The 19126-nt window shown below is 61.9% G+C and carries 17 protein-coding genes; 7 read left to right on the plus strand and 10 right to left on the minus strand.

Annotated elements, in window-relative coordinates; genetic code table 11:
* Positions 1 to 13: 13 nt before the first annotated feature.
* Genes ACMFWR_RS08155 through ACMFWR_RS08165 form a run of 3 tightly spaced genes read left to right on the plus strand, consistent with a single transcriptional unit; the run spans position 14 to position 2624 of the window.
* Positions 14 to 349: a cupredoxin domain-containing protein gene (locus ACMFWR_RS08155; RefSeq protein ID WP_413194491.1), complete on the plus strand. Its 336-nt coding sequence runs from the start codon at positions 14 to 16 to the stop codon at positions 347 to 349.
* Positions 350 to 381: 32 nt separating this feature from the next.
* Positions 382 to 1218, plus strand: a complete 837-nt coding sequence (locus ACMFWR_RS08160) for an FTR1 family iron permease (RefSeq protein ID WP_413194492.1) — start codon at positions 382 to 384, stop codon at positions 1216 to 1218.
* Positions 1215 to 2624 carry a 4Fe-4S binding protein gene (locus ACMFWR_RS08165; protein WP_413194493.1) on the plus strand — a complete coding sequence of 470 codons (1410 nt, stop codon included), beginning with the start codon at positions 1215 to 1217 and terminating at the stop codon, positions 2622 to 2624. The genes ACMFWR_RS08160 and ACMFWR_RS08165 overlap by 4 nt, the downstream gene beginning before the upstream one ends.
* Before the next feature lie 482 nt (positions 2625 to 3106).
* Here the strand turns inward: ACMFWR_RS08165 and ACMFWR_RS08170 are convergent, their stop codons facing one another.
* The 3 genes from ACMFWR_RS08170 to ACMFWR_RS08180 all read right to left on the minus strand — a co-directional run bounded on the left by ACMFWR_RS08170 (position 3107) and on the right by ACMFWR_RS08180 (position 4590).
* Positions 3107 to 3322 (minus strand): hemin uptake protein HemP, encoded by a 216-nt coding sequence (locus tag ACMFWR_RS08170; protein WP_413194494.1) that lies wholly within the window; start codon positions 3320 to 3322, stop codon positions 3107 to 3109.
* A 304-nt stretch (positions 3323 to 3626) separates the two neighbouring features.
* Positions 3627 to 4109 (minus strand): SRPBCC family protein, encoded by a 483-nt coding sequence (locus ACMFWR_RS08175; protein WP_413194495.1) that lies wholly within the window; start codon positions 4107 to 4109, stop codon positions 3627 to 3629.
* A gap of 76 nt (positions 4110 to 4185) precedes the next feature.
* A complete protein-coding gene (locus ACMFWR_RS08180) occupies positions 4186 to 4590 on the minus strand; it encodes an OsmC family protein (protein WP_413194496.1) in 405 nt (134 codons plus the stop codon).
* A 219-nt stretch (positions 4591 to 4809) separates the two neighbouring features.
* Between ACMFWR_RS08180 and ACMFWR_RS08185 the strand changes: the two genes are divergently transcribed.
* A complete protein-coding gene (locus ACMFWR_RS08185) occupies positions 4810 to 5853 on the plus strand; it encodes a LysR substrate-binding domain-containing protein (RefSeq protein ID WP_413194497.1) in 1044 nt (347 codons plus the stop codon).
* A 779-nt stretch (positions 5854 to 6632) separates the two neighbouring features.
* On the opposite strand, the gene ACMFWR_RS08190 is transcribed toward ACMFWR_RS08185, so the two are convergent.
* The 5 genes from ACMFWR_RS08190 to ACMFWR_RS08210 form a co-directional block, all read right to left on the minus strand.
* Positions 6633 to 6875: a bacterioferritin-associated ferredoxin gene (locus ACMFWR_RS08190; protein WP_413194498.1), complete on the minus strand. Its 243-nt coding sequence runs from the start codon at positions 6873 to 6875 to the stop codon at positions 6633 to 6635.
* 229 nt (positions 6876 to 7104) lie between these two features.
* Complete coding sequence (gene murI / locus ACMFWR_RS08195) at positions 7105 to 8097, minus strand: glutamate racemase (RefSeq protein ID WP_413194499.1); 993 nt, start codon at positions 8095 to 8097, stop codon at positions 7105 to 7107.
* A 23-nt stretch (positions 8098 to 8120) separates the two neighbouring features.
* Positions 8121 to 8600, minus strand: coding sequence for a bacterioferritin (gene bfr / locus ACMFWR_RS08200; protein ID WP_413194500.1), 480 nt, complete (start codon positions 8598 to 8600; stop codon positions 8121 to 8123).
* A 278-nt stretch (positions 8601 to 8878) separates the two neighbouring features.
* Positions 8879 to 10402: a fumarate hydratase gene (locus ACMFWR_RS08205; protein ID WP_413194501.1), complete on the minus strand. Its 1524-nt coding sequence runs from the start codon at positions 10400 to 10402 to the stop codon at positions 8879 to 8881.
* Between the two features lie 165 nt (positions 10403 to 10567).
* Positions 10568 to 11494: a DMT family transporter gene (locus tag ACMFWR_RS08210; protein ID WP_413194822.1), complete on the minus strand. Its 927-nt coding sequence runs from the start codon at positions 11492 to 11494 to the stop codon at positions 10568 to 10570.
* Between the two features lie 581 nt (positions 11495 to 12075).
* Here ACMFWR_RS08210 and acs point away from each other — a divergent pair.
* The 3 genes from acs to ACMFWR_RS08225 are packed head-to-tail and all read left to right on the plus strand — an operon-like array spanning position 12076 to position 16449.
* Entirely contained in the window at positions 12076 to 14058 is a 1983-nt protein-coding gene (gene acs, locus ACMFWR_RS08215; protein WP_413194502.1) for an acetate--CoA ligase, read from the plus strand.
* On the plus strand, positions 14042 to 14434 hold the full coding sequence (locus ACMFWR_RS08220; RefSeq protein ID WP_413194503.1) for a DUF4212 domain-containing protein: 393 nt from the start codon (positions 14042 to 14044) through the stop codon (positions 14432 to 14434). Before acs ends, ACMFWR_RS08220 begins: the two co-directional genes overlap by 17 nt.
* Positions 14431 to 16449: a sodium:solute symporter family protein gene (locus ACMFWR_RS08225; protein ID WP_413194504.1), complete on the plus strand. Its 2019-nt coding sequence runs from the start codon at positions 14431 to 14433 to the stop codon at positions 16447 to 16449. Before ACMFWR_RS08220 ends, ACMFWR_RS08225 begins: the two co-directional genes overlap by 4 nt.
* Here the strand turns inward: ACMFWR_RS08225 and ACMFWR_RS08230 are convergent.
* Together ACMFWR_RS08230 and ACMFWR_RS08235 are read right to left on the minus strand one after the other, a co-directional pair.
* A complete protein-coding gene (locus ACMFWR_RS08230) occupies positions 16446 to 17852 on the minus strand; it encodes an amidase (RefSeq protein WP_413194823.1) in 1407 nt (468 codons plus the stop codon). The genes ACMFWR_RS08225 and ACMFWR_RS08230 overlap by 4 nt on opposite strands.
* Positions 17852 to 18988 carry an iron-containing alcohol dehydrogenase gene (locus tag ACMFWR_RS08235; RefSeq protein WP_413194505.1) on the minus strand — a complete coding sequence of 379 codons (1137 nt, stop codon included), beginning with the start codon at positions 18986 to 18988 and terminating at the stop codon, positions 17852 to 17854. The genes ACMFWR_RS08230 and ACMFWR_RS08235 overlap by 1 nt, the downstream gene beginning before the upstream one ends.
* Between the last annotated feature and the right edge of the window lie 138 nt (positions 18989 to 19126).

Genomic DNA, 19126 nt, shown 5'->3' on the forward strand with positions numbered 1-19126 from the left:
TTCGGGAGCCGGCATGAAAGTGAACAGCAAAATTGCGCTGCTCGCGCTGACGGCGACGTTGTCAGGGCTTGCGCATGCAGAGGACCTGCCGACGTTCCAGCTCACGATGGCGAACGGCAAGGTTTCGCCGACGCGTATCGAAGTGCCGGCGAACAAGCGGATCAAGATCTCGATCAAGAACTCGGGCACCAGTGCCGTCGAGTTCGAGAGCGTGCAGTTGCGTAAAGAGAAAGTGCTTGCGCCGGGTGGCGAGTCATTTGTGGTGATCGCGCCGCTCGACCCGGGCGAGTACAAGTTCTTTGACGATTTCAACCAGGCCACGGGCCAGGGCGTGATCGTCGCGAAATAGAGAACGTAAAGAAAGCAAAGAGGTAAGCATCGATGGGTCAGATCCTTTTCATTGTCTGGCGCGAAAGCGTCGAAGCGCTGCTGGTGGTCGGCATTCTCTATGCGTGGCTGCGCAACGGAGATGCGACGGCGAGAAAGGGTCTGCCCTATCTATGGGCCGGTGTGGGTCTCGGTGTGCTGGCCGCCGTGGCGCTCGGCGCCGCGCTGGTGTTCTTCACCGAGGCCATGTCCGGCGATGCACAGGATTACTTCCAGATCGCGATGGTGCTCATCGCGTGCGTGCTGGTCGTGCAGATGGTGCTTTGGATGCGCCAGCACGGACGCACGCTCAAGCGCGAGATGGAAGCGTCGCTCGAGCGCAGCACGCGCACGGCGAGCTGGTGGAGCATCACCATTCTGGTTGCGCTCGCGATTGCGCGTGAAGGCAGCGAGACGGTGATCTTCCTGTACGGCATCGGCCTTGGGCAGAACGGCCATGTCGACGGATCGCAATTGCTCGCGATCGTGCTTGGTCTGGCTCTGGCCTTTCTCAGCTTTTATGTCTTTCAGCTGGGTGGCAAATTCTTCTCGTGGCGCACGTTTTTCCGCGTGACGGAAATCATGCTGTTCTTCCTCGCGGCGGGGCTGTTCGAACTCGGCGTCGACAAACTGATCGACAAGGAACTGCTGCCCGCGGGCCGTACGCTTTGGGATACGAGCGCCATTCTCGATGACTCGCACCCGTTCGGTGGACTCGTCGCGACGCTGACCGGCTATCGCGCGCATCCGTCGATGACCAATCTGGTCGCCTACGTTGTCTTCTGGGCCGTGATCTGGCTGCTGACGCGGTGGGTCCGTGGCGCCCAACAACCCCAGCGGCGTCCGGCATGAGCACATTGACGGGTTCGCGACTCGCCCGCGGAGGTCGCCTCGCTCGATTCGGCGACTGGATGCAGCGCAATGCGAAGCTGATTCGCGCGATCCAGTGGGTCGTCGTGCTCGTGTACGGCATCCTGATCATCGTGCCGGCAGTCACGCCGCTGCCCGACGATACTGCCCATATCTGGAACAACCTGACGATCTTCGCGCAGTTCGTGTTCTGGGGGATCTGGTGGCCGTTCGTGCTGCTATCGATGGTCTTGCTCGGACGCATCTGGTGCGGTGTGCTGTGTCCGGAAGGGACGCTGTCGGAGTTCGCGAGCAAGTTCGGTCGTGGCTGGGCGATCCCGCGCTGGATGCGTTGGGGCGGCTGGCCTTTTGTCGCGTTCGCGCTGACGACCGTTTACGGTCAAATGGTCAGTGTCTATCAGTATCCGAAGGCCGTGTTGCTGGTGCTCGGCGGTTCGACAGCCGCGGCGATCGTGGTCGGCTATCTGTATGGCCGTGAGAAGCGTGTCTGGTGCAAGTACCTTTGCCCGGTCAACGGCGTGTTCTCATTGCTCGCTCGACTCGCCCCGTTCCATTACAAGGTCGACGAAGCCGCGTGGAAACGGTCCTATAAGGAGGGCGAACACGGCCATCGCGTGATTCCGATCAATTGCGCGCCGCTCGTGCCGCTGCGCAATATGAAGGGCAATGCCGATTGCCATATGTGCGCGCGATGCAGTGGTCACCGCGATGCGATCACGCTGAGCCTGCGTTCGCCGGCAACCGAAGTCGTTCGTCATGGCGAAAAGGAAGCCAATCCCTGGGATACGGCTCTGATCCTTTACGGCCTGCTCGGTATCGCGATCGGCGCGTTCCATTGGACGGCAAGTCCGTGGTTCGTCGAGGCCAAGCAGTTCCTTGCGGGCTGGCTTATCGATCGCAATATCATGTGGCCGCTCGATACGAGTGCGCCTTGGTATCTGCTCACGCATTACCCCGATCACAACGATGTGTTCTCGTGGCTCGACGGCGGCCTGGTCGTTGGCTATATCCTCGCGACGGGGGCGGTGTACGGGACGGCGCTGCTTGCTGTGCTCTCAATCGGTAACCGCATACTCGGACCGTGGCGCTTCACGCGCTTGCATCACTTCGCTCAGGCCTTGATTCCGCTCGCAGGCACGGGCGTATTTCTGGGCTTGTCGGCGACGACATTGACGATTCTGCGCGCCGAGCATCTCGATCTGAGCTGGGCGACGGATGTGCGGCTCGTGATTCTGGCAATCGCCAATCTGTGGAGTGCATGGCTCGCGGTTCGTGTGATCGGTCGGCACGCTACGGCATGGATCCCGCGTCTCGCCGCGTTCGGCTGTTTTGTCGCCGCACTTGCAGTGGTCGACAGCGCCTGGTGGCTGATGTTCTGGCATTGGTAGCCGCAGCGATCACCGATTCATCGAGACCTTCACCAAGACCCACCGCTGTGATCAACATCGGTGGGTTTTTCTTTGGATGGTGAATGAATGGTGCAACGAAGCCATTCATTCAACAAAGATGCCGGATCATCAAACGGTGAGGGTGCCTATCTAAGACGACGACGCGTTGAACGGGGCGCCGACTCACGGAGCGCTCATCCCTTTTGTCATCGTTCTTGTCATCGTTCAGCCGATAAAAAACCCGCTTGTTGCATGCAGACAAGCGGGTCTTCTATTTTCACGAATCCGTTCAGGTCGATGAACGCGATATCGCGAATGCGCAGATGTCGGGACAAAAAATGGCGTGGCTTGCTTAGCTGGTGGATCGACGGCGCACGAAGGGGTCTAGTCTTTTGCGCCGGCGGGCCAGGTGGGCTGGCTAGCCGAACACCCTTCGAGAGGGTGGTCCCCACAATACTCGGTACAGCAATTCGATTCTGGACTCAGTCCTTCGTCAGGATGAGGCCGCCGTTGCGCGTGACGCGCAAGCGATACGACATCCCTTGATGGTTGATATCCAGCGTGTTCTTGCCCTGCATCAGGGTTGCGCTGTTCACCGCGTACGTTGACTTGGTGGCGGGCGCACCGCCCGTATCGCCGCCGGTAACGGCAGAGCGAAGTTTGAGTTTGGGGCGGGAGATCGGGTTGCTCAGGTTCATCTGGCAGCTCCTTGCTATCGATGGATCAATAGTAATGAGAACGATTCTCGTTAGCAAGTTGGCCGTATTTATGAGGTATCGCGGATCGATAGTTTTTTGTAAGTCGGGGAGGCAGCCGCCCGCATGGCGATCAGGCGACCTGGCGACCGAGCGAAAACCGATCGGGCATCCACGCAGATGAGTCGTGCAGGCGGGCGTACACGCGGTGCACCGCAACGGCAAATAACAAAGGGGCCATCGATGACGGCCCCATGTCGTATTTCGCAATGTTCGGGTGTGCGGATCGGCTGAGCGCAGCTTTGCCTCAGTGTAGCCGGCCCGATAGCTGGCCCGTGTGCGCGAATTGCCGAATCAGGCGCACCGTGTCGATATCCGCTTCCCGGTACGCCGACTTGACGATTTCCGACGTCTGCCGATCGTCCGAACCGCTCGGTTCCGGCAGTGTCGTCGCGTACTCGAATCGCAGGAACAACTGCAATTCGTCCGGAGACTCGATCGTCATCGTCAGCGTGCCGCCGACGTGCGCGTCGGTCGCCGCGATCTCGTAGCGCACGCGCTCACTGGGCGTCAGCGTGACGCGATCGCGCACCTTGGCGACGCCATAGTTGAGCTCGCGCTCGATCGTGTCGCCATCGCGGCTCAGGATCGTGCAGTTGTCGAGCCCTGCGACAAACAATTGCGGCTTCTCGACGCGCAACAACAAGCCTTGCCAGACCTGCTCACGCGTGAGCGGATCGAGCAATGGGTTGAGCGGGTCGTTGATCTGGATCAGATGTTCAAAATTCAAGGGTACGACTTCCTCTATGGGTAACTCGAACGGCATCATGCGCCGAAAAGGCGCTGCCCGTTCTCGCGCAATGACATCAGGCCGTGACGTCGGCCGCCGTCGTGCGAATCTCGATAGGTTTGCTCAGCACTTTATGGACCGGGCACGCGTTGGCGATCTGAAGCAATCGCTCGCGTTGCGTATCGTCCAGCGCACCGAAAACCGCGACCTCGCGATCGATGGTCGAACCGTCCGCGCTTGTCGAAAACGCCAGTTTCACCTCAATACGTTCAAGCGGCCAGCCCTTGCGCTCGGCATACATTCTGACCGTGATCGCGGTGCAGGTGCCGAGGCTCGACAGCAGCAGGGCAAACGGCGTCGGGCCGCGGTCTCCACCGCCGAGCGATGCAGGCTCGTCGCCGAGCCAGGTGTGGTGCCCGTCGTCGAGCAGCACGCGATAGTTCGGTCCTTCGAGCGTTGCGCTCACCTGGGTGACATCCATCGAACACTCCGTCAGCAATTCAAGCGAATGAAAACAGTCTGCGCGCCAGGGCCTGGAAGCTTGTCGCGCGCGACCTCGTTCACACAGTGATCCGGCCGGTAAAGACGCCCCGATGCCAGACGCACGTTTTGCGGAATATCATAATGGCGGATGCGTCAAAATTGCAGATCATCGGTGTAACGCCGCGGTGCGTTGCCCGCACACCCGTTTGGAAAAGTTATGGATTGGCAATCGCACGACCTGAACGATCTGATGTACTTCAGCCAGATCGTCGAGCATGGCGGCTTCTCGGCTGCGGAACGCGTCCTGGGCGTCTCGAAGTCGAGGCTATCGCGGCGCCTCTCGGATCTCGAGGCCAAACTGGGCGTGCGTTTGCTTCAGCGGTCCACGCGTCGGCTCGCGCTGACGGAGGCCGGACGCGTCTTCTACGAGCATTGCGCTGCGATGCTCGGCGAGGCAAGAGCGGCGCTCGACACGGTCTCGCAGCTTCGCGAGGCGCCGCGCGGCACCGTCCGCGTGAGTTGTCCGGTGACCGTGTCGCATATGCTCCTGTCGCCGATTCTGCCGCGGTTTCTCGCGCAGTATCCCGAGGTCAAGATTTCGGTTCGCGTGACGAACCGCGTCGTCGATCTTTATGAAGAGGGCATCGATGTGGCGTTGCGCGTGCGCTCCGAGCCGCCTCGCAGCGAAAACATCGTGGTTCGGCCCTTGATGACGACGACGCAGCTGCTTGTTGCAGCGCCGTCATTGTTGAGCCGTCTCGGCAAGCCGAAGACGCTTGACGATCTTGCGCGCTTTGACACGCTCGACGTCCCCGTCGACGACGGACGTCATGTCTTTCAACTCGTGAGTCCGACGGGCGAGCATCATGAGGTGCCCCATTCGCCGCGGCTTGTCACGGCGGATATCGGGACGCTGTTCAACAGCGTCAAGGCGGGTATCGGCATTGCCGTGCTGCCGGAGATGAACTTTGCGCCGGCGATGGGCGAGGGCTTGCTCGTTCCGGTGCTGCCGGGCTGGTCGTCGCCGCAGCCCAACTTCTACGCTGTATTCCTGTCTCGCCAGGGGCTGACGCCGGCCGTACGCGTGTTCGTCGATTTCCTCGTCGAAGCGTTCCGTGATCCGGATGTGCCCAAGTGCCCGCGCAATGCAGATGGGACGGTCGACGAATCGCAGTTGCCGCAGCATGTCAAAGCGCTCGCTGCCGCTTTCCGCGAAGAGGCCGAGCAGGCCAGGGCGGCCATGGGGCAGATCGCCGGGTAAAGGGACGCAATTGGATCTTGCATGGATGCGTGGGTGGGCACGTCAGGGTGCAGCACGACCGCGCTGCCGATGCGGACCTTATCGCACACCTCGTTGGACACCTCGACTGACGCCTCGACGGACACCTCGACGGACGCCTCGACGGACGCCTCGACGGACACCTCGACTGACGCCGCAACCGACACCTCAACGGACACCTCAGTGCGGGCAGTCTGGTGGCCATGCCTGAACCACGCCTTACGTTGTTCAATTAATCTATTTGCGGGCGAGGCCAAATTACCGATGGTTCTTTGGCGTGGTCAGGCTAGATGAGTATATTGAATACTCACTTTTGCACTGGGGGTGCCCGTGCGGAAGACAGTGGCCACTATCCTTAGTGAGCCCGATAGGGCGAACGGTGGCGACCGTGTCGACGACGGAAGCCGACTCACGGAGGCGATCTGCACATACATGAAAGTGCCCATCACCTCTGAGCCCGAATGCGCCGTGTGCGCAAACACGAAGGCCCCCGCAACGCGGGGGCCTTTACTTTTGGGTGATCGGAGCGCGCAAGCGCGACGAATGCCGGTGATGCATAGCGTCAGCGAATGCGAATCGCGATGACGGTGCAATCGCCCCATATTGCCGAGCCAAGCGTAGGGCAGAAATGAAAGTGGCCCCGAGACTCAGCTGACGAGAATCTCGGGGCCACAGAATGCGGTGCCTCAACTTGTGCGTTCAAGCAAAGTCAGGCGCTTGAATGGGTAATACCGATTTGCTGCCTCGGCGGGTTCAGCGACTTACGCCGCTTCGCGCTCGTAGAAACGGATCGGAGCAGCGGTCGTGACGGCTTCGCCCTGATGCAGGCAACCAGTCGCGCAGACGCCGGCTTCCTCGAGCATGCCGCGCACGTGGCTTTCGCACTTGCCGCAGCACAGCGCGACGCCCAACTCGAACTGCAATTCTTCGAACGACTCAGCGCCTTCCCGGATGGCGCCGCGAACATGGCGGTCGGACACGGACTTGCACACACACACGATCATGCTATCGGTACTCGCTAAGCGTTAATGCGAATTATTATTGTTCAGATCGTCAATCGCGGGCAAGTGCCGGCTGCACGTTTTTTGTAACAGGTCGGTGACAGGGTTATTAACCGCAGTTTGGGAAATTCGATCCCTGGCTGACGTGCCTATCCAAATCGGGAGAATTTCCGAATCTGTTTCCGAATCAATGAGTTGAAACTGCGTCGACGGCGAGCAGCGTTGAGTGTGTCTATGCCGAGGCGACGGAATTGCCCGGCGACGTCCGGCGCGACGGGATCGAAAGCAATTCGACAGCTTCGTCGAGATCGAGCAGCGTGCGCGCAACATGCGCGAGGTGTGTGGCATCGCCGGTCGTGCAGAGCCGGATCACGGGACGCCTCGGCGAGGCTTCGATCGACACGAAGGCTGAGTCTCTGGACGGCGCCGCCGTGGGCGACTCATTGAGCAGCGCGTCGAGTGTGCCCGACGTATCGGGCGCGTCGAGCGAGTCGCGCGAGTCGCGCGAGTCGATTAACGGCGCGTCGGGCGATGCGTCGCCGGGGTGCGTCAACTGGCGTTCGGCAAGCAGGCGGGTCAGCTGTTGGGCGATCGCCGCGCTCGTGTCGACGATCGACATGCGTTCGCCGACGACGCCCCGAATGGCCGCGTCGATAAACGGGTAGTGCGTGCAACCGAGCACAAGCGTGTCGGCACCTTCAGCAAGCATCGGTGCAAGGTAGCGTTCAAGCAACGCAACGAGTTCGGGCGATGCGGTGTCGCCGCGTTCGATCGCTTCAACCAGGCCATGACCGGGCTGGCAAAGAAAGCGGCAACGCGATTGATGCTCCGTGAGCAGGCGCCGGAACTTCTCGCTACGCAGCGTCGAGGATGTGGCCAGCACGCCGGCGACATGCGACGTCGAGCGTGTTGCCGCGGGCTTGAGGCCCGGTTCGACGCCGACGACCGGCAACGGCGTCACCGTCCTGAGCAAATGCACGGCCTGAGCCGTTGCCGTATTGCACGCGACGACGATGGCCTTCGCATGCTGGGCGAGCAGCCATTCGCCGATCGCGAGCGAACGATCGACGATAAAGTCGTCGTCGCGCTCGCCGTAGGGCGCGTTGCCCGAATCGGCGACATAGATGATGTCCTCGTGCGGCAGCAGGGCGCGCACGGCCCGAAGGACGGACAGTCCGCCAAGGCCCGAGTCGAAGATGCCTATCGGGCCGCGCGAATCAATCATGGGGAGCTCTGGATCGGATCGCTTCAGGATTCGAACGACGTCATGCCCGACTGCTGATAGTTCTGCAAGCCGACCTTCTCGACGAGGTCGATCTGCGTTTCGAGCCAGTCGATATGTTCTTCCGTATCGTGCAGGATCGTCACGAAGATCTCGCGCGAGACGAAGTCACGCACGGACTCGCAGTAGGCGATGGCTTCCTTGCACGTGCCCTGGGAGATCTGTTCGAGCTTCAGATCGCAGTTGAGGATCTCAACCGTGTCCTCGCCGACGAGCAGCTTGTGCAGGTCCTGGAGATTCGGCAGGCCGTCGAGCATGAAGATCCGCTGGATCAGCATGTCCGCGTGTTTCATTTCACCGATCGACTCGTCGTACTCGTGCTTGCCGAGCTTGTCGAGACCCCAGTGCTGATACATCCGTGCGTGCAGGAAGTATTGGTTGATCGCCGTCAGCTCGTTCTTGAGCTGCGCATTCAGGTACTCGACTACTTTCTTATCACCTTGCATTTTCTTTAGCTCCTGACTATCGCGGATCCAATCACGGCGCCTCGCAATGCAGCGGCCCATCCCACACCTTAGACCTTATTCGGTCCCGATGAGGGAATGGCTCTTATTAGCGATTCGCCGCTCATTCGCAACTTGCTCGCAACGTATTCGCCGCTCGTGCGTCACACATACGCCGCCGCTCATACGCCGATAAGGCGCTTCGACTCGAACAGCGTTATGCCACAGTGACGTTTTTGACGCCACTGTTCGACGTCCTTGTTCAAACGAGGCTGAGCGGGTTATACCGTCGCGACCGGAATCTTGCCGATCTTCGCCTGCCATTCCTTCGGGCCCGTCTGATGGACTGACGTGCCGTTCGAATCCACCGCCACCGTCACCGGCATATCGGTCACATCGAACTCGTAGATCGCTTCCATGCCGAGGTCTTCGAATGCGAGCACCTTGGCCGAGCGGATCGCTTTCGACACGAGGTACGCCGCGCCACCGACCGCCATCAGATACGCAGCCTTGTGCTTGCGGATCGCTTCGATCGCAACCGGACCGCGTTCGGCCTTGCCGATCATCGAGATCAGACCGGTCTGCGCGAGCATCATGTCCGTGAACTTGTCCATGCGCGTCGACGTCGTCGGGCCGGCGGGGCCGACCGCTTCGTCGCGCACCGGGTCGACCGGGCCGACGTAATAGATCACCCGGTTCTTGAAGTCGACCGGCAACGTCTGACCTGCCGCGAGCATGTCCGCAATGCGCTTGTGCGCCGCGTCGCGGCCCGTGAGCATCTTGCCCGACAGCAGCAGCGTCTGGCCCGGCTTCCACGCAGCGACTTGTTCCGGCGTCAGCGTGTTGAGGTCGACGCGCTGGCTCGTTTCAGTGTTCGGTTCCCACTGGACCTTCGGCCATGCGTCGAGCGGCGGCGGATCGAGCTTCGCCACGCCCGAGCCATCGAGCACAAAGTGAGCGTGACGCGTCGCCGCGCAGTTCGGGATCATCGCGATCGGCTTGCTCGCAGCATGCGTCGGCGCGTGCATGATCTTGACGTCCAGCACGGTCGCGAGACCGCCGAGACCCTGTGCGCCGATACCGAGCGCGTTGACCTTCTCATAGAGTTCGATACGCAGTTCTTCGGCCCAATCCTTCGGACCGCGCGCGATCACGTCCTGGATATCGATCGAGTCCATCAACGATTCCTTGGCCATGAGCATCGCCTTTTCGGCCGTGCCGCCGATGCCGATGCCGAGCATGCCCGGCGGGCACCAGCCGGCGCCCATCAACGGCACCGTCTTGATGACCCAGTCGACGATCGAGTCCGACGGATTCAGCATCGCGAACTTCGATTTGTTCTCCGAGCCGCCGCCCTTGGCCGCGACCTGCACTTCGACGGTGTTGCCCGGCACGATCTCGTAGTGGATGACTGCCGGCGTGTTGTCCTTCGTGTTCTTGCGGCCGCCTTCGGGCGGGCTCACGATCGAAGCGCGCAGCACGTTGTCGGGGTGCGTGTAACCGCGGCGCACACCCTCGTTGATCATGTCCGTCAGGCCCATCGTCGCGCCATCCCAGCGCACGTCCATGCCGACCTTCACGAAGATCGTCACGATGCCCGTGTCCTGGCAGATCGGACGGCGACCTTCCGCGCACATGCGGCTGTTCGTCAGGATCTGCGCGATCGCATCCTTCGCTGCCGGGCTTTCTTCGCGTTCGTACGCGCGCCCGAGAGCCTGGATGTAGTCGAGCGGGTGGTAGTAGCTGATGTATTGCAGCGAGTCGGCAATACTCTGGATCAGATCTTCCTGCTTGATGACGGTCATGACGATTCTGCTAGTGGGGAGGGCCTCGCGGACCGACGGGCGGTCGCAGGGCCGTTTCTTTTGGGCCGGATCCGGTTATCGCGTTATCAGCCGCCGGTGTGCTGCGCGCCGGCCGAAAACGCGCAATTGTACCGTGGCGACCGGGGCGCTACAGTGTCCATCGGCTCAGGATGCAACAGGCGGAACCTTGCGGGGCCGCAGACTCGCGATCGAAATGCCGGCGATCACGCAGACCAGGGCAATGCCATGCGCGACCGTCGGGCGTTCTCCGAGGACGAAGATGCCGTATGCCGCCGCCGCGACCGGCAGCATCGCCGTGAACACGCCGGCGAGCGAACCGGGCACGTGCCGGATGCCCTTCATCCAGAGCACGAACGAAAAGATGCTCGCGGACAACGCGTACCAGACCACGAGACCCCATGTCAGCGGCGGCACGCTCGCGAAGTCGAAGCCGACAAGCGAGGCGAGGCCGAACGGCAGCATCAGCATCAGCCCGAACGCGTGCGTATAGGCGCAGATGTCGATCGGCGACAAGGTCTGGGTCAGCCGTCGCGACAGGATCACATACGTCGACTCGCAGAACACTGCGCCGAGCACCATCAGGTTGCCGACGAGCGAGCCGCTCGATCCGGTGTCGGTCTGTCCCGCCGGTACGGCTGCGGCGGTCTGCCCCGCATCGCGAGCCAGCGTGACGACCACGACGCCGACGATCGCCAGCACGATGGCCACAACCGCTCGCGGCCGCGGACGCTCCTTGAGAAAGATCCAGGCAAGCAGCGCGACGACGGCCGGGATCGTGCTCGTAATCACGCCGGCTGCGACCGCGGTGGTCCGGTGAACGCCGCCGAGCATCAGCAGCGTAAACAGGAAGGTGCCGAAAAACGCCTGCAGGAACAGGTTGACCCATTCGCCGCGCGTTACGAGACGCATCTTCGCGATCCGGTAGAGCGGGCTCAGGACGATGACGGCGATCACGAAGCGAAGCAGCGCGAACAAGAGGATCGGGACCACCACCACGATGGATTTGCCGATGCCGACATTGCTGCCGACAAAGAGCATGGACGCGATCAGGAACAGCACATAGCGATTCAAGGCATTACCCAATTAAACGGTTCGAACAGATCGGCTAGGATTGTAGGGGGCCGGGCGTGGGCCGGTCTACCTGACCGGACGGCCAGTTTCGTGCGACGGGTGAAAGCATCCGGCCGGCGTCCATCATGAAAGGCGGGCGAGGACGAAGCGCTTCGGGTGACGGCGGCAACGACGCGCACGGCACGCGATGGCGTGTGCCGGACACGAGCCTGCCCGATACACCTGACGAATTGCGCCGACAGGTGGACAATGGCGGCTGCGCGGCGGCCGCATGGCGCCGGGCACGCAGAGACGCGGGGATGGCGGCCGGCAGTGAGCCGGACGACTCGCGGTCTCTCGCAAGCAGTAAGCACAGGGTAAGCGAGCTCGCTTATCTTGGTCGGGCCTGGTGGAGGTCGGGCGAGTCGGAGAGGCGGATGGCCAGGAGCCATTGGCCATCCGGCCGACTGATCGCGACACCGGGTACAGGAGACAATGGCATGCCGTCAAAGGTTGCCATCGAAACGCGCCGGCGGGTACCAGACCCGCGGCGGGCCTTGCGCCCAGCTTGGGTCAGGCTTCATTCAAACAAGGGGCAGTAGATGTCTGCGATCGAATCGGTTCTGCAAGAGCACCGCGTTTTTCATCCGCCAGAGGAACTCGTTGCCAACGCCGCCATCTCCGGGATGGACGCGTACCTGAAGCTCGCCGCTGAGGCCGAGCGCGACTACGAAGGGTTCTGGGCGCGCCTCGCCCGCGAGCAGCTCGCGTGGCACACGCCGTTCACGAAGGTCCTCGACGAATCCAATGCGCCGTTCTACAAGTGGTTCGAGGACGGCAAGCTCAACGTCTCGTACAACTGTCTCGACCGTAACGTCGAAGCGGGCCTGGGCGAGCGCAATGCCATCATTTTCGAATCCGATGACGGCACGGTGACGCGCGTCACCTATAAAGAACTGCTCGAACGCGTCTGCAAGCTCGCCAACGGACTGCGCAGCCTCGGCGTCAAGAAGGGTGACCGCGTGGTCATCTATATGCCGATGTCGGTCGAAGGCATCGTTGCGATGCAGGCCTGCGCCCGTATCGGCGCGACGCACTCCGTCGTGTTCGGCGGCTTCTCGTCGAAATCGCTGCACGAACGCGTCGTCGATGCCGGCGCCGTGCTCGTGCTGACCGCCGATGAACAAGTCCGCGGCGGCAAGGTATTGCCGCTCAAGTCGATCGTGGACGAAGCGCTGTCGTTCGAAGGCACGGATGCCGTTCGCAACGTCGTCGTCTATCGCCGCACGAACGGTAACGTCGCATACAAGGAAGGTCGCGATATCGACCTCGCCAAGCTCGTGGACGGGCAGGCGACGACGTGCGAACCGGAATGGGTCAGCGCCGAGCATCCGCTGTTCATTCTTTATACGTCGGGCTCGACGGGCAAGCCCAAGGGCGTGCAGCACAGCACGGGTGGTTATCTGCTGTGGGCAATGCTCACGATGCGATGGTCGTTCGATATCAAGCCATCGGACGTCTTCTGGTGCACGGCCGATATCGGCTGGGTCACGGGCCATACCTATATTACGTACGGACCGACAGCGGTCGGCGCGACGCAGGTCGTCTTTGAAGGCGTGCCGACCTATCCGAACGCCGGTCGCTTCTGGGACATGATCCAGAAGCACAAGGTCACGATCTTCTACACAGCGCCGACGGCGATCCGTTCGCTGATCAAGGCGTCCGAGGCCGATCCGAAGATCGCCCCGAAGAGCTACGACCTGTCGTCGCTGCGCATCCTCGGCACCGTCGGCGAACCGATCAACCCTGAAGCATGGATGTGGTATCACACCGAAGTGGGCGGCGGCCGGTGTCCGGTCATCGATACGTTCTGGCAGACGGAAACCGGCGGTCACGTGATCACGCCGCTGCCGGGTGTGACGCCGCTGGTTCCGGGTTCGTGCACCTTGCCGTTGCCCGGCATCATGGCGGCCATCGTCGATGAGGCGGGCGGCGATGTCGCCAACGGGCAGGGCGGGATCCTCGTGATCAAGCGCCCGTGGCCGTCGATGATCCGTACGATCTGGAACGACCCGGAACGCTTCAAGAAGAGCTACTTCCCCGAAGAGCTCGGCGGGCGGCTGTATCTCGCCGGTGACGGCGCGGTGCGCGATGCCGAACGGGGCTATTTCACGATCATGGGTCGCATCGACGACGTGCTCAACGTAGCAGGTCATCGTATGGGCACGATGGAAATCGAGTCCGCACTTGTCGCCAATCCGCTCGTGGCCGAGGCCGCCGTGGTCGGTCGCCCCGACGAAACGACCGGCGAAGCCATCTGCGCCTTTGTCGTGCTCAAGCGCTCGCGTCCGTCCGGTGAAGAGGCCACGAAGATCGCGAACGAGCTGCGTGCGTGGGTCGCGCGTGAAATCGGACCGATCGCCAAGCCGAAGGACATCCGGTTTGGCGAGAACCTGCCGAAGACACGCTCGGGCAAGATCATGCGCCGTCTGCTGCGTTCGCTCGCCAAGGGCGAAACGATCACGCAAGACGTGTCGACGCTCGAAAACCCGGCCATCCTCGAGCAGCTTGGCGAAGCGAAGTGACCGGTTGCCGGAGCAGGCCGAACGGCGCGCTCCGGCTCCTTCGACCCCTCCGGCCCCCGAGGGGACGCAGGATATCGTCGCCGAACGCGTTGCGACTGCATATCGGGTGTACTGGCGTTTCAACGTGCGCCTGATTCTCGTGTTGCTCGGTGTTGGCGCGCTCGTGTCTTTCGGCGTGCCGTTGTTCGCCGAGTCGCTCGAGCGCATTCGTTTCGCCGGGTGGTCCTTGCCTTTCTACGTCGGCGCGCAAGGGGCGACGATCGTCTACCTCGCGCTGGTCGTCATCTATATCGGCGTCATGACATTTGCCGATCGGCGCTTGCGCGCCGTCCTGCGCGAGTCGCAATCCGAGGCCGACGGGCTTGCCCAACGATGAACGAAACCCAACGTCTCCTGCGCAATTACGCGCTGTTCGCGCTGGGCTTCATGATCTTCGTCGGCGTGATCGCCCGTGTCGAGCAAGACAACGGCTCGGGCGTGTGGATCGGATATCTGTTCCTGTTCGTCACGATCGCGGTGTACGCGCTGATCGGTGTGTTCTCGAGAACGTCCGACCTCGTTGAATACTATGTGGCGGGTCGCCGAGTGCCATCCGCGCTCAACGGCATGGCCACCGCGGCCGACTGGTTATCCGCGGCATCGTTTATCGGCCTGGCCGGTTCACTCTATGCAACCGGCTACGACGCACTCGCGTATGTGATGGGATGGACGGGCGGATATTGCCTCGTCGCGCTATTGCTCGCCCCGTATGTGCGTAAGATGGCCCGATACACATTGCCCGACTTTCTCGCGACGCGCTATTCGAGCAACGTCGTGCGTGGCATCGCTGTGTTTGCCGCGATCCTCTGTTCGTTTGTCTATCTTGTCGCGCAGATCCAGGGTGTCGGCCTGATCGCCACGCGCTTTATCGGCGTCGATTTTTCTGTCGGCATTTTTTGTGGTCTCGCGGGCATTCTGGTCTGCTCGTTTCTTGGTGGCATGCGCGCCGTCACCTGGACCCAGGTCGCTCAATACATCATCCTGATCACGGCGTTCTTGCTTCCTGTTTCATTGATTGCCCATCGCGAAGGCCTCGGCTATTTTCCGCAAGCCAACTATGGCCATCTGATGGAACGCGTCGAAACGATGGAGCATCAGCTGCGCGATCAGGGGGCTGAGCAGGCGGTACGAGACTATTACCGGCGTCGCGCTCAGGCCGTCGACGAGCGCATCAACGAGTTGCCCGGCGCGTACTTCCGCGAGCACGATGCGTTGGTCGCGCAGGTCGCGGAACTGCGCAAGCGCAACGGCCCGCTGCGTGAAATCGATGCGCTCCAGGCGCAGCTCACGAACTTCCCGCGAGATCCCGCGGATGCGTCCAATCGCTGGGCTGTAGAACGCGACGATCTGCTGGCACGTGCAGAACCTCCGGTGCCGATGAGCAAGCCGTTTCCTTCGCACAGCGCGGCCGAGCAACGTTCGAACAAACTGAATTTCCTTGCGCTGCTGTTGTGCCTGTCACTCGGGACAGCGAGTCTTCCGCACATTCTCACGCGTTACAACACGACCACATCGGTGGCCTCGGCACGACGTTCGGTCGGATGGACGCTCTTTTTCGTCGCACTGTTCTACCTGACCGTTCCCGTGCTTGCGGTGCTGATCAAATACGCGACGCTCACCTCGCTGATCGGCCATCACTTCAGCGACTTGCCGCAATGGGTCATTCAGTGGGGCCGGGTTGAACCATCCCTGCTGAAGGTCGAGCCGATTTTTGGAGACGGCATCGTGCACTGGGGCGAACTGTCGATGCAGTCTGACATGATCGTGCTCGCCGCGCCGGAGATCGCCGGATTGCCGTATGTCTATTCAGGGCTCATCGCAGCCGGCGCGCTGGCTGCCGCGCTGTCGACGGCCGACGGACTCTTGCTCACGATTTCCAATGCGTTGTCGCACGACGTGTACTACTACATGGTCGACCCGAGTGCGAGCAGCCAGAAGCGCGTGGCGACATCGAAGTTTCTGCTACTGGGCGTCGCGCTGCTCGCGTCGTACACCGCCTCTTTGAAGATCGGCAATATCCTGTTTCTCGTTGGCGCGGCTTTTTCCTTGGCCGCGTCGAGCCTGTTCCCGGCACTCGTGCTCGGCATCTTCTGGCGTCGCATGACACGCACCGGCGCGATCCTCGGCATGCTTGCCGGCCTGAGCGTCTGCGTGTTCTACATTGTCACGACGTACCCGTTCCTCACGCGCGTGACGGGCTTTGTGGGCCCGCGATGGTTCGGCATCGAGCCGATCGCGTCGGGTGCCTTCGGCGTCCCGGCGGGGTTCGCCGTGTCGATCATCGCCAGCCTGCTGAGCCGCCGGCCCGACGCGCGAACGCTGGCCCTCGTCGATCATTTGCGCCGGCCTTAGGCAGGTCGCTGCACCGTAACGGCTTTCTGCGCATCGCGCATGTCACCCAGAAGCCGTTCAATCTCACTGGCGACCCTTAACAGCGCGCCGTCGTCGCCAGGGCGTGCGACGATCTGCAGGCCCGCCGTCAATGTCGCCCCCGGTAAAGCGATGGGAATGGAAATTGCCGGAAAACCGGCGACGTTGAAGGGCGCTGTGTAATTCATGAGTGCCTGACGCACCGAGCCCGTCCATGCACCCGAAGAAACGGCGTCTACGCCCGTCAACGGAGCCAGGCATGGACACGTCGGCAGTATCAGAAAGTCCAACGTCGACAACATCGAGTGCAGGCGCTCGACGAAGTCGTGCCGCAGAAGCTGCGCATCTGCATAGTCGCGCACGGTCTTGTCCCGAGCGGCCGCAAGCCGCTCCTGCGTCTCCTGCTCATACGAAGCGGAGATGCGTGACGGAGTATGTCGTCGAAGGTGTTCGACACTACCTTCGACCAGAACGATATCGGCGAACGCACCGTAAACACCGGCGAAATGATCCACCGCATCGAGACGCTGCGTCGAAAAGACTGCACCGAGCCTCGCGACTGCGAGTTCGAACGCAACGGCGACTTCCGGACTCAGCGGCACGGGCGGCACATGATCGATCACGCCGAGTCCTGAAGACAGCCATGCGTCGCTTTCGCAGACTTCGATATCGCAGGCCTGAGCAAGCAGGAGCACATCGTCGACCCGACGGCCGAGCAGGCCCGGATGATCGAACGTCGGGGCAAGCGGGAAGATGCCTCGTGTCGACAACAATCCGGATGTCGGCTTATAGCCGACGACGCCGCACAGAGCCGCGGGGATGCGGACCGAGCCGCCGGTATCCGTGCCGAGGCCCGCGGCGACGACTCCTGCGGCGATTGCCGCGGCGGCCCCTCCGCTCGAGCCGCCCGGAATGCGATGCGTGTCCAGCGGATTCAGCGTATCGCCGAAGGCCGTGCTCGACGTCGTCACCCCCCAGGCAAATTCGTGCGTCGTCGATTTGCCGATGACGATCGCGCCTTTCTCGACCAGCAATCGGACAATGTCCGCGTCGGACCGTGGCACATGGCCCACGTAAGCACGCGATCCGTAACGCGTTTCGATACCTTTTGTGTCGATCAGATCCTTGACGGCGATCGGTACGCCCTCCAGCAGTCGAGGCTTGCCGGCTGCATAGCGCTGGTCGCTTTCGGCGGCGGCACGTAGCGCGTGATCCCAATCAATGGCAGCGAAAGTGTTGAATTGCCTCCTGGCTCGTTCGGCGCGCTCCAGCGCACGCTCCGTCATGTCGCGCGAGGTTGTGCGCGCGTTGCGCAGCGCGTTGAGTGCATCGCGCAAACCGAGCGAGGGTGCCGGTCCAACCGAGTTCGATAGGGAATGGCGCATCACCACAGACTCTCCAGAAAGGTCGAGAGCGCGCCGCGATAGCGAGGGTCGAGGTCGTCGACTTCGTCCGGATAGTTTTGCTCGAGCAGGGCGGCAACGCGCGGGAAATCTGTTGCGACGAAACCCACGTCCCTCAGACGGTATGGCAGACCCAGGCGCCCGACCGTCGATGCGATTCTGCTGCTCAGCAGGCCGGCAGCAGTTGAACGTGCAGAAAGCTCACCGTCGGCGCCGAGGGGCATGAAGATTCGAAGCTTGTCGCCGTATCGTTGCGCACAGGCGCTGACCACCGGTGCAAGCGTAATGCACGACGTCACGCTGTGCGGCACGCCGAAGGTACCGCCAAGGATGTGTCCGATCCGGTGACTTAGCCCATAAACCACCGACGCAGGGAAGAAATAGCAGTGCCACGCGGCGAGTTGCAGTTGAAGCAGATCGTCATGCGAGACATGGCCTTGTCTCACGGCATCGATGGTTTCGAGCCCATGTGGCCATCGATTCAGCACAGAAAAGAATCGCTCGACACCTTCCGATGCAAGCACGGCGTGCGGATGGCTGACGTCCACTCGGCGCATGCCTTCAACGGCATGGTCGATGCCTTTGATGGCCGACGACAGCAGAAGCTCGCGGGGTGTGTTCAGCAGAAGCCGGGGGTCGAGCACGACGGTTTTGGGAACCGTATCGCGCACTGCGTAACTGCGTTTGAAGCGCGCTGGGCTCGTGGTTTCGGTGATGCCGAAGTAGTGCGAGAACTCCGATCCCGACAAGGTCGTGGGAAAGGCGGCAATCGGCAGATACCGGCCCGTACGCTCGTGATGCAAATGGGACACCGCTTTGGCCGCGTCGATGACCGAGCCACCGCCGAGTGCAACGATCGAGCGCGCGCCGAGTCGCTCAACCTCCGTCAATCCTTGTTGAATCGAGGTATCGGGTGCATGCGCCGGCAGTGCGGAGAACACGCCAGCGCCATCCCGGAGGTGGGGGGCGATGTGCTGGTCGTAAAAGGGCAGCAAACGTTCGACCGTCAACACCAGTGGTCGCTCGATGCCCCGATGTTCAAGTTCGGCCGTCGCCGTCTCGAGGATGTCATGGCCCCATTCGATCTCGCCGTGTGGAAGCCAGGTAAGACGCTGCATCGATTCCGCTCCGTAGATAGGGAGGCCGGCGCAGATGGAGATGCACAGGCGCCGGTGTCATGGAATCGACGATAGGGGATTGTCGCGCGGGCAGGAATACATTGCGCTTGGACGCAGCGTTCATAAACGATGAACGTC

Source organism: Pararobbsia alpina, from assembly GCF_965118125.1.
Classification (GTDB): domain Bacteria; phylum Pseudomonadota; class Gammaproteobacteria; order Burkholderiales; family Burkholderiaceae; genus Pararobbsia; species Pararobbsia alpina_A.

Excerpts from the sequence above, each read along its gene's own strand:
- ACMFWR_RS08160 (WP_413194492.1), top strand. The coding sequence starts at position 382 with ATGGGTCAGATCCTTTTCATTGTCTGGCGCGAAAGCGTCGAAGCGCTG.
- murI (WP_413194499.1), bottom strand. The coding sequence starts at position 8,097 with ATGATTGATTCGCGCGGCCCGATAGGCATCTTCGACTCGGGCCTTGGC.
- ACMFWR_RS08155 (WP_413194491.1), top strand. The coding sequence starts at position 14 with ATGAAAGTGAACAGCAAAATTGCGCTGCTCGCGCTGACGGCGACGTTG.
- acs (WP_413194502.1), top strand. The coding sequence starts at position 12,076 with ATGTCTGCGATCGAATCGGTTCTGCAAGAGCACCGCGTTTTTCATCCG.
- ACMFWR_RS08205 (WP_413194501.1), bottom strand. The coding sequence starts at position 10,402 with ATGACCGTCATCAAGCAGGAAGATCTGATCCAGAGTATTGCCGACTCG.
- bfr (WP_413194500.1), bottom strand. The coding sequence starts at position 8,600 with ATGCAAGGTGATAAGAAAGTAGTCGAGTACCTGAATGCGCAGCTCAAG.
- ACMFWR_RS08230 (WP_413194823.1), bottom strand. The coding sequence starts at position 17,852 with ATGCGCCATTCCCTATCGAACTCGGTTGGACCGGCACCCTCGCTCGGT.
- ACMFWR_RS08170 (WP_413194494.1), bottom strand. The coding sequence starts at position 3,322 with ATGAACCTGAGCAACCCGATCTCCCGCCCCAAACTCAAACTTCGCTCT.
- ACMFWR_RS08190 (WP_413194498.1), bottom strand. The coding sequence starts at position 6,875 with ATGATCGTGTGTGTGTGCAAGTCCGTGTCCGACCGCCATGTTCGCGGC.
- ACMFWR_RS08180 (WP_413194496.1), bottom strand. The coding sequence starts at position 4,590 with ATGGATGTCACCCAGGTGAGCGCAACGCTCGAAGGACCGAACTATCGC.
- ACMFWR_RS08235 (WP_413194505.1), bottom strand. The coding sequence starts at position 18,988 with ATGCAGCGTCTTACCTGGCTTCCACACGGCGAGATCGAATGGGGCCAT.
- ACMFWR_RS08185 (WP_413194497.1), top strand. The coding sequence starts at position 4,810 with ATGGATTGGCAATCGCACGACCTGAACGATCTGATGTACTTCAGCCAG.
- ACMFWR_RS08165 (WP_413194493.1), top strand. The coding sequence starts at position 1,215 with ATGAGCACATTGACGGGTTCGCGACTCGCCCGCGGAGGTCGCCTCGCT.
- ACMFWR_RS08225 (WP_413194504.1), top strand. The coding sequence starts at position 14,431 with ATGAACGAAACCCAACGTCTCCTGCGCAATTACGCGCTGTTCGCGCTG.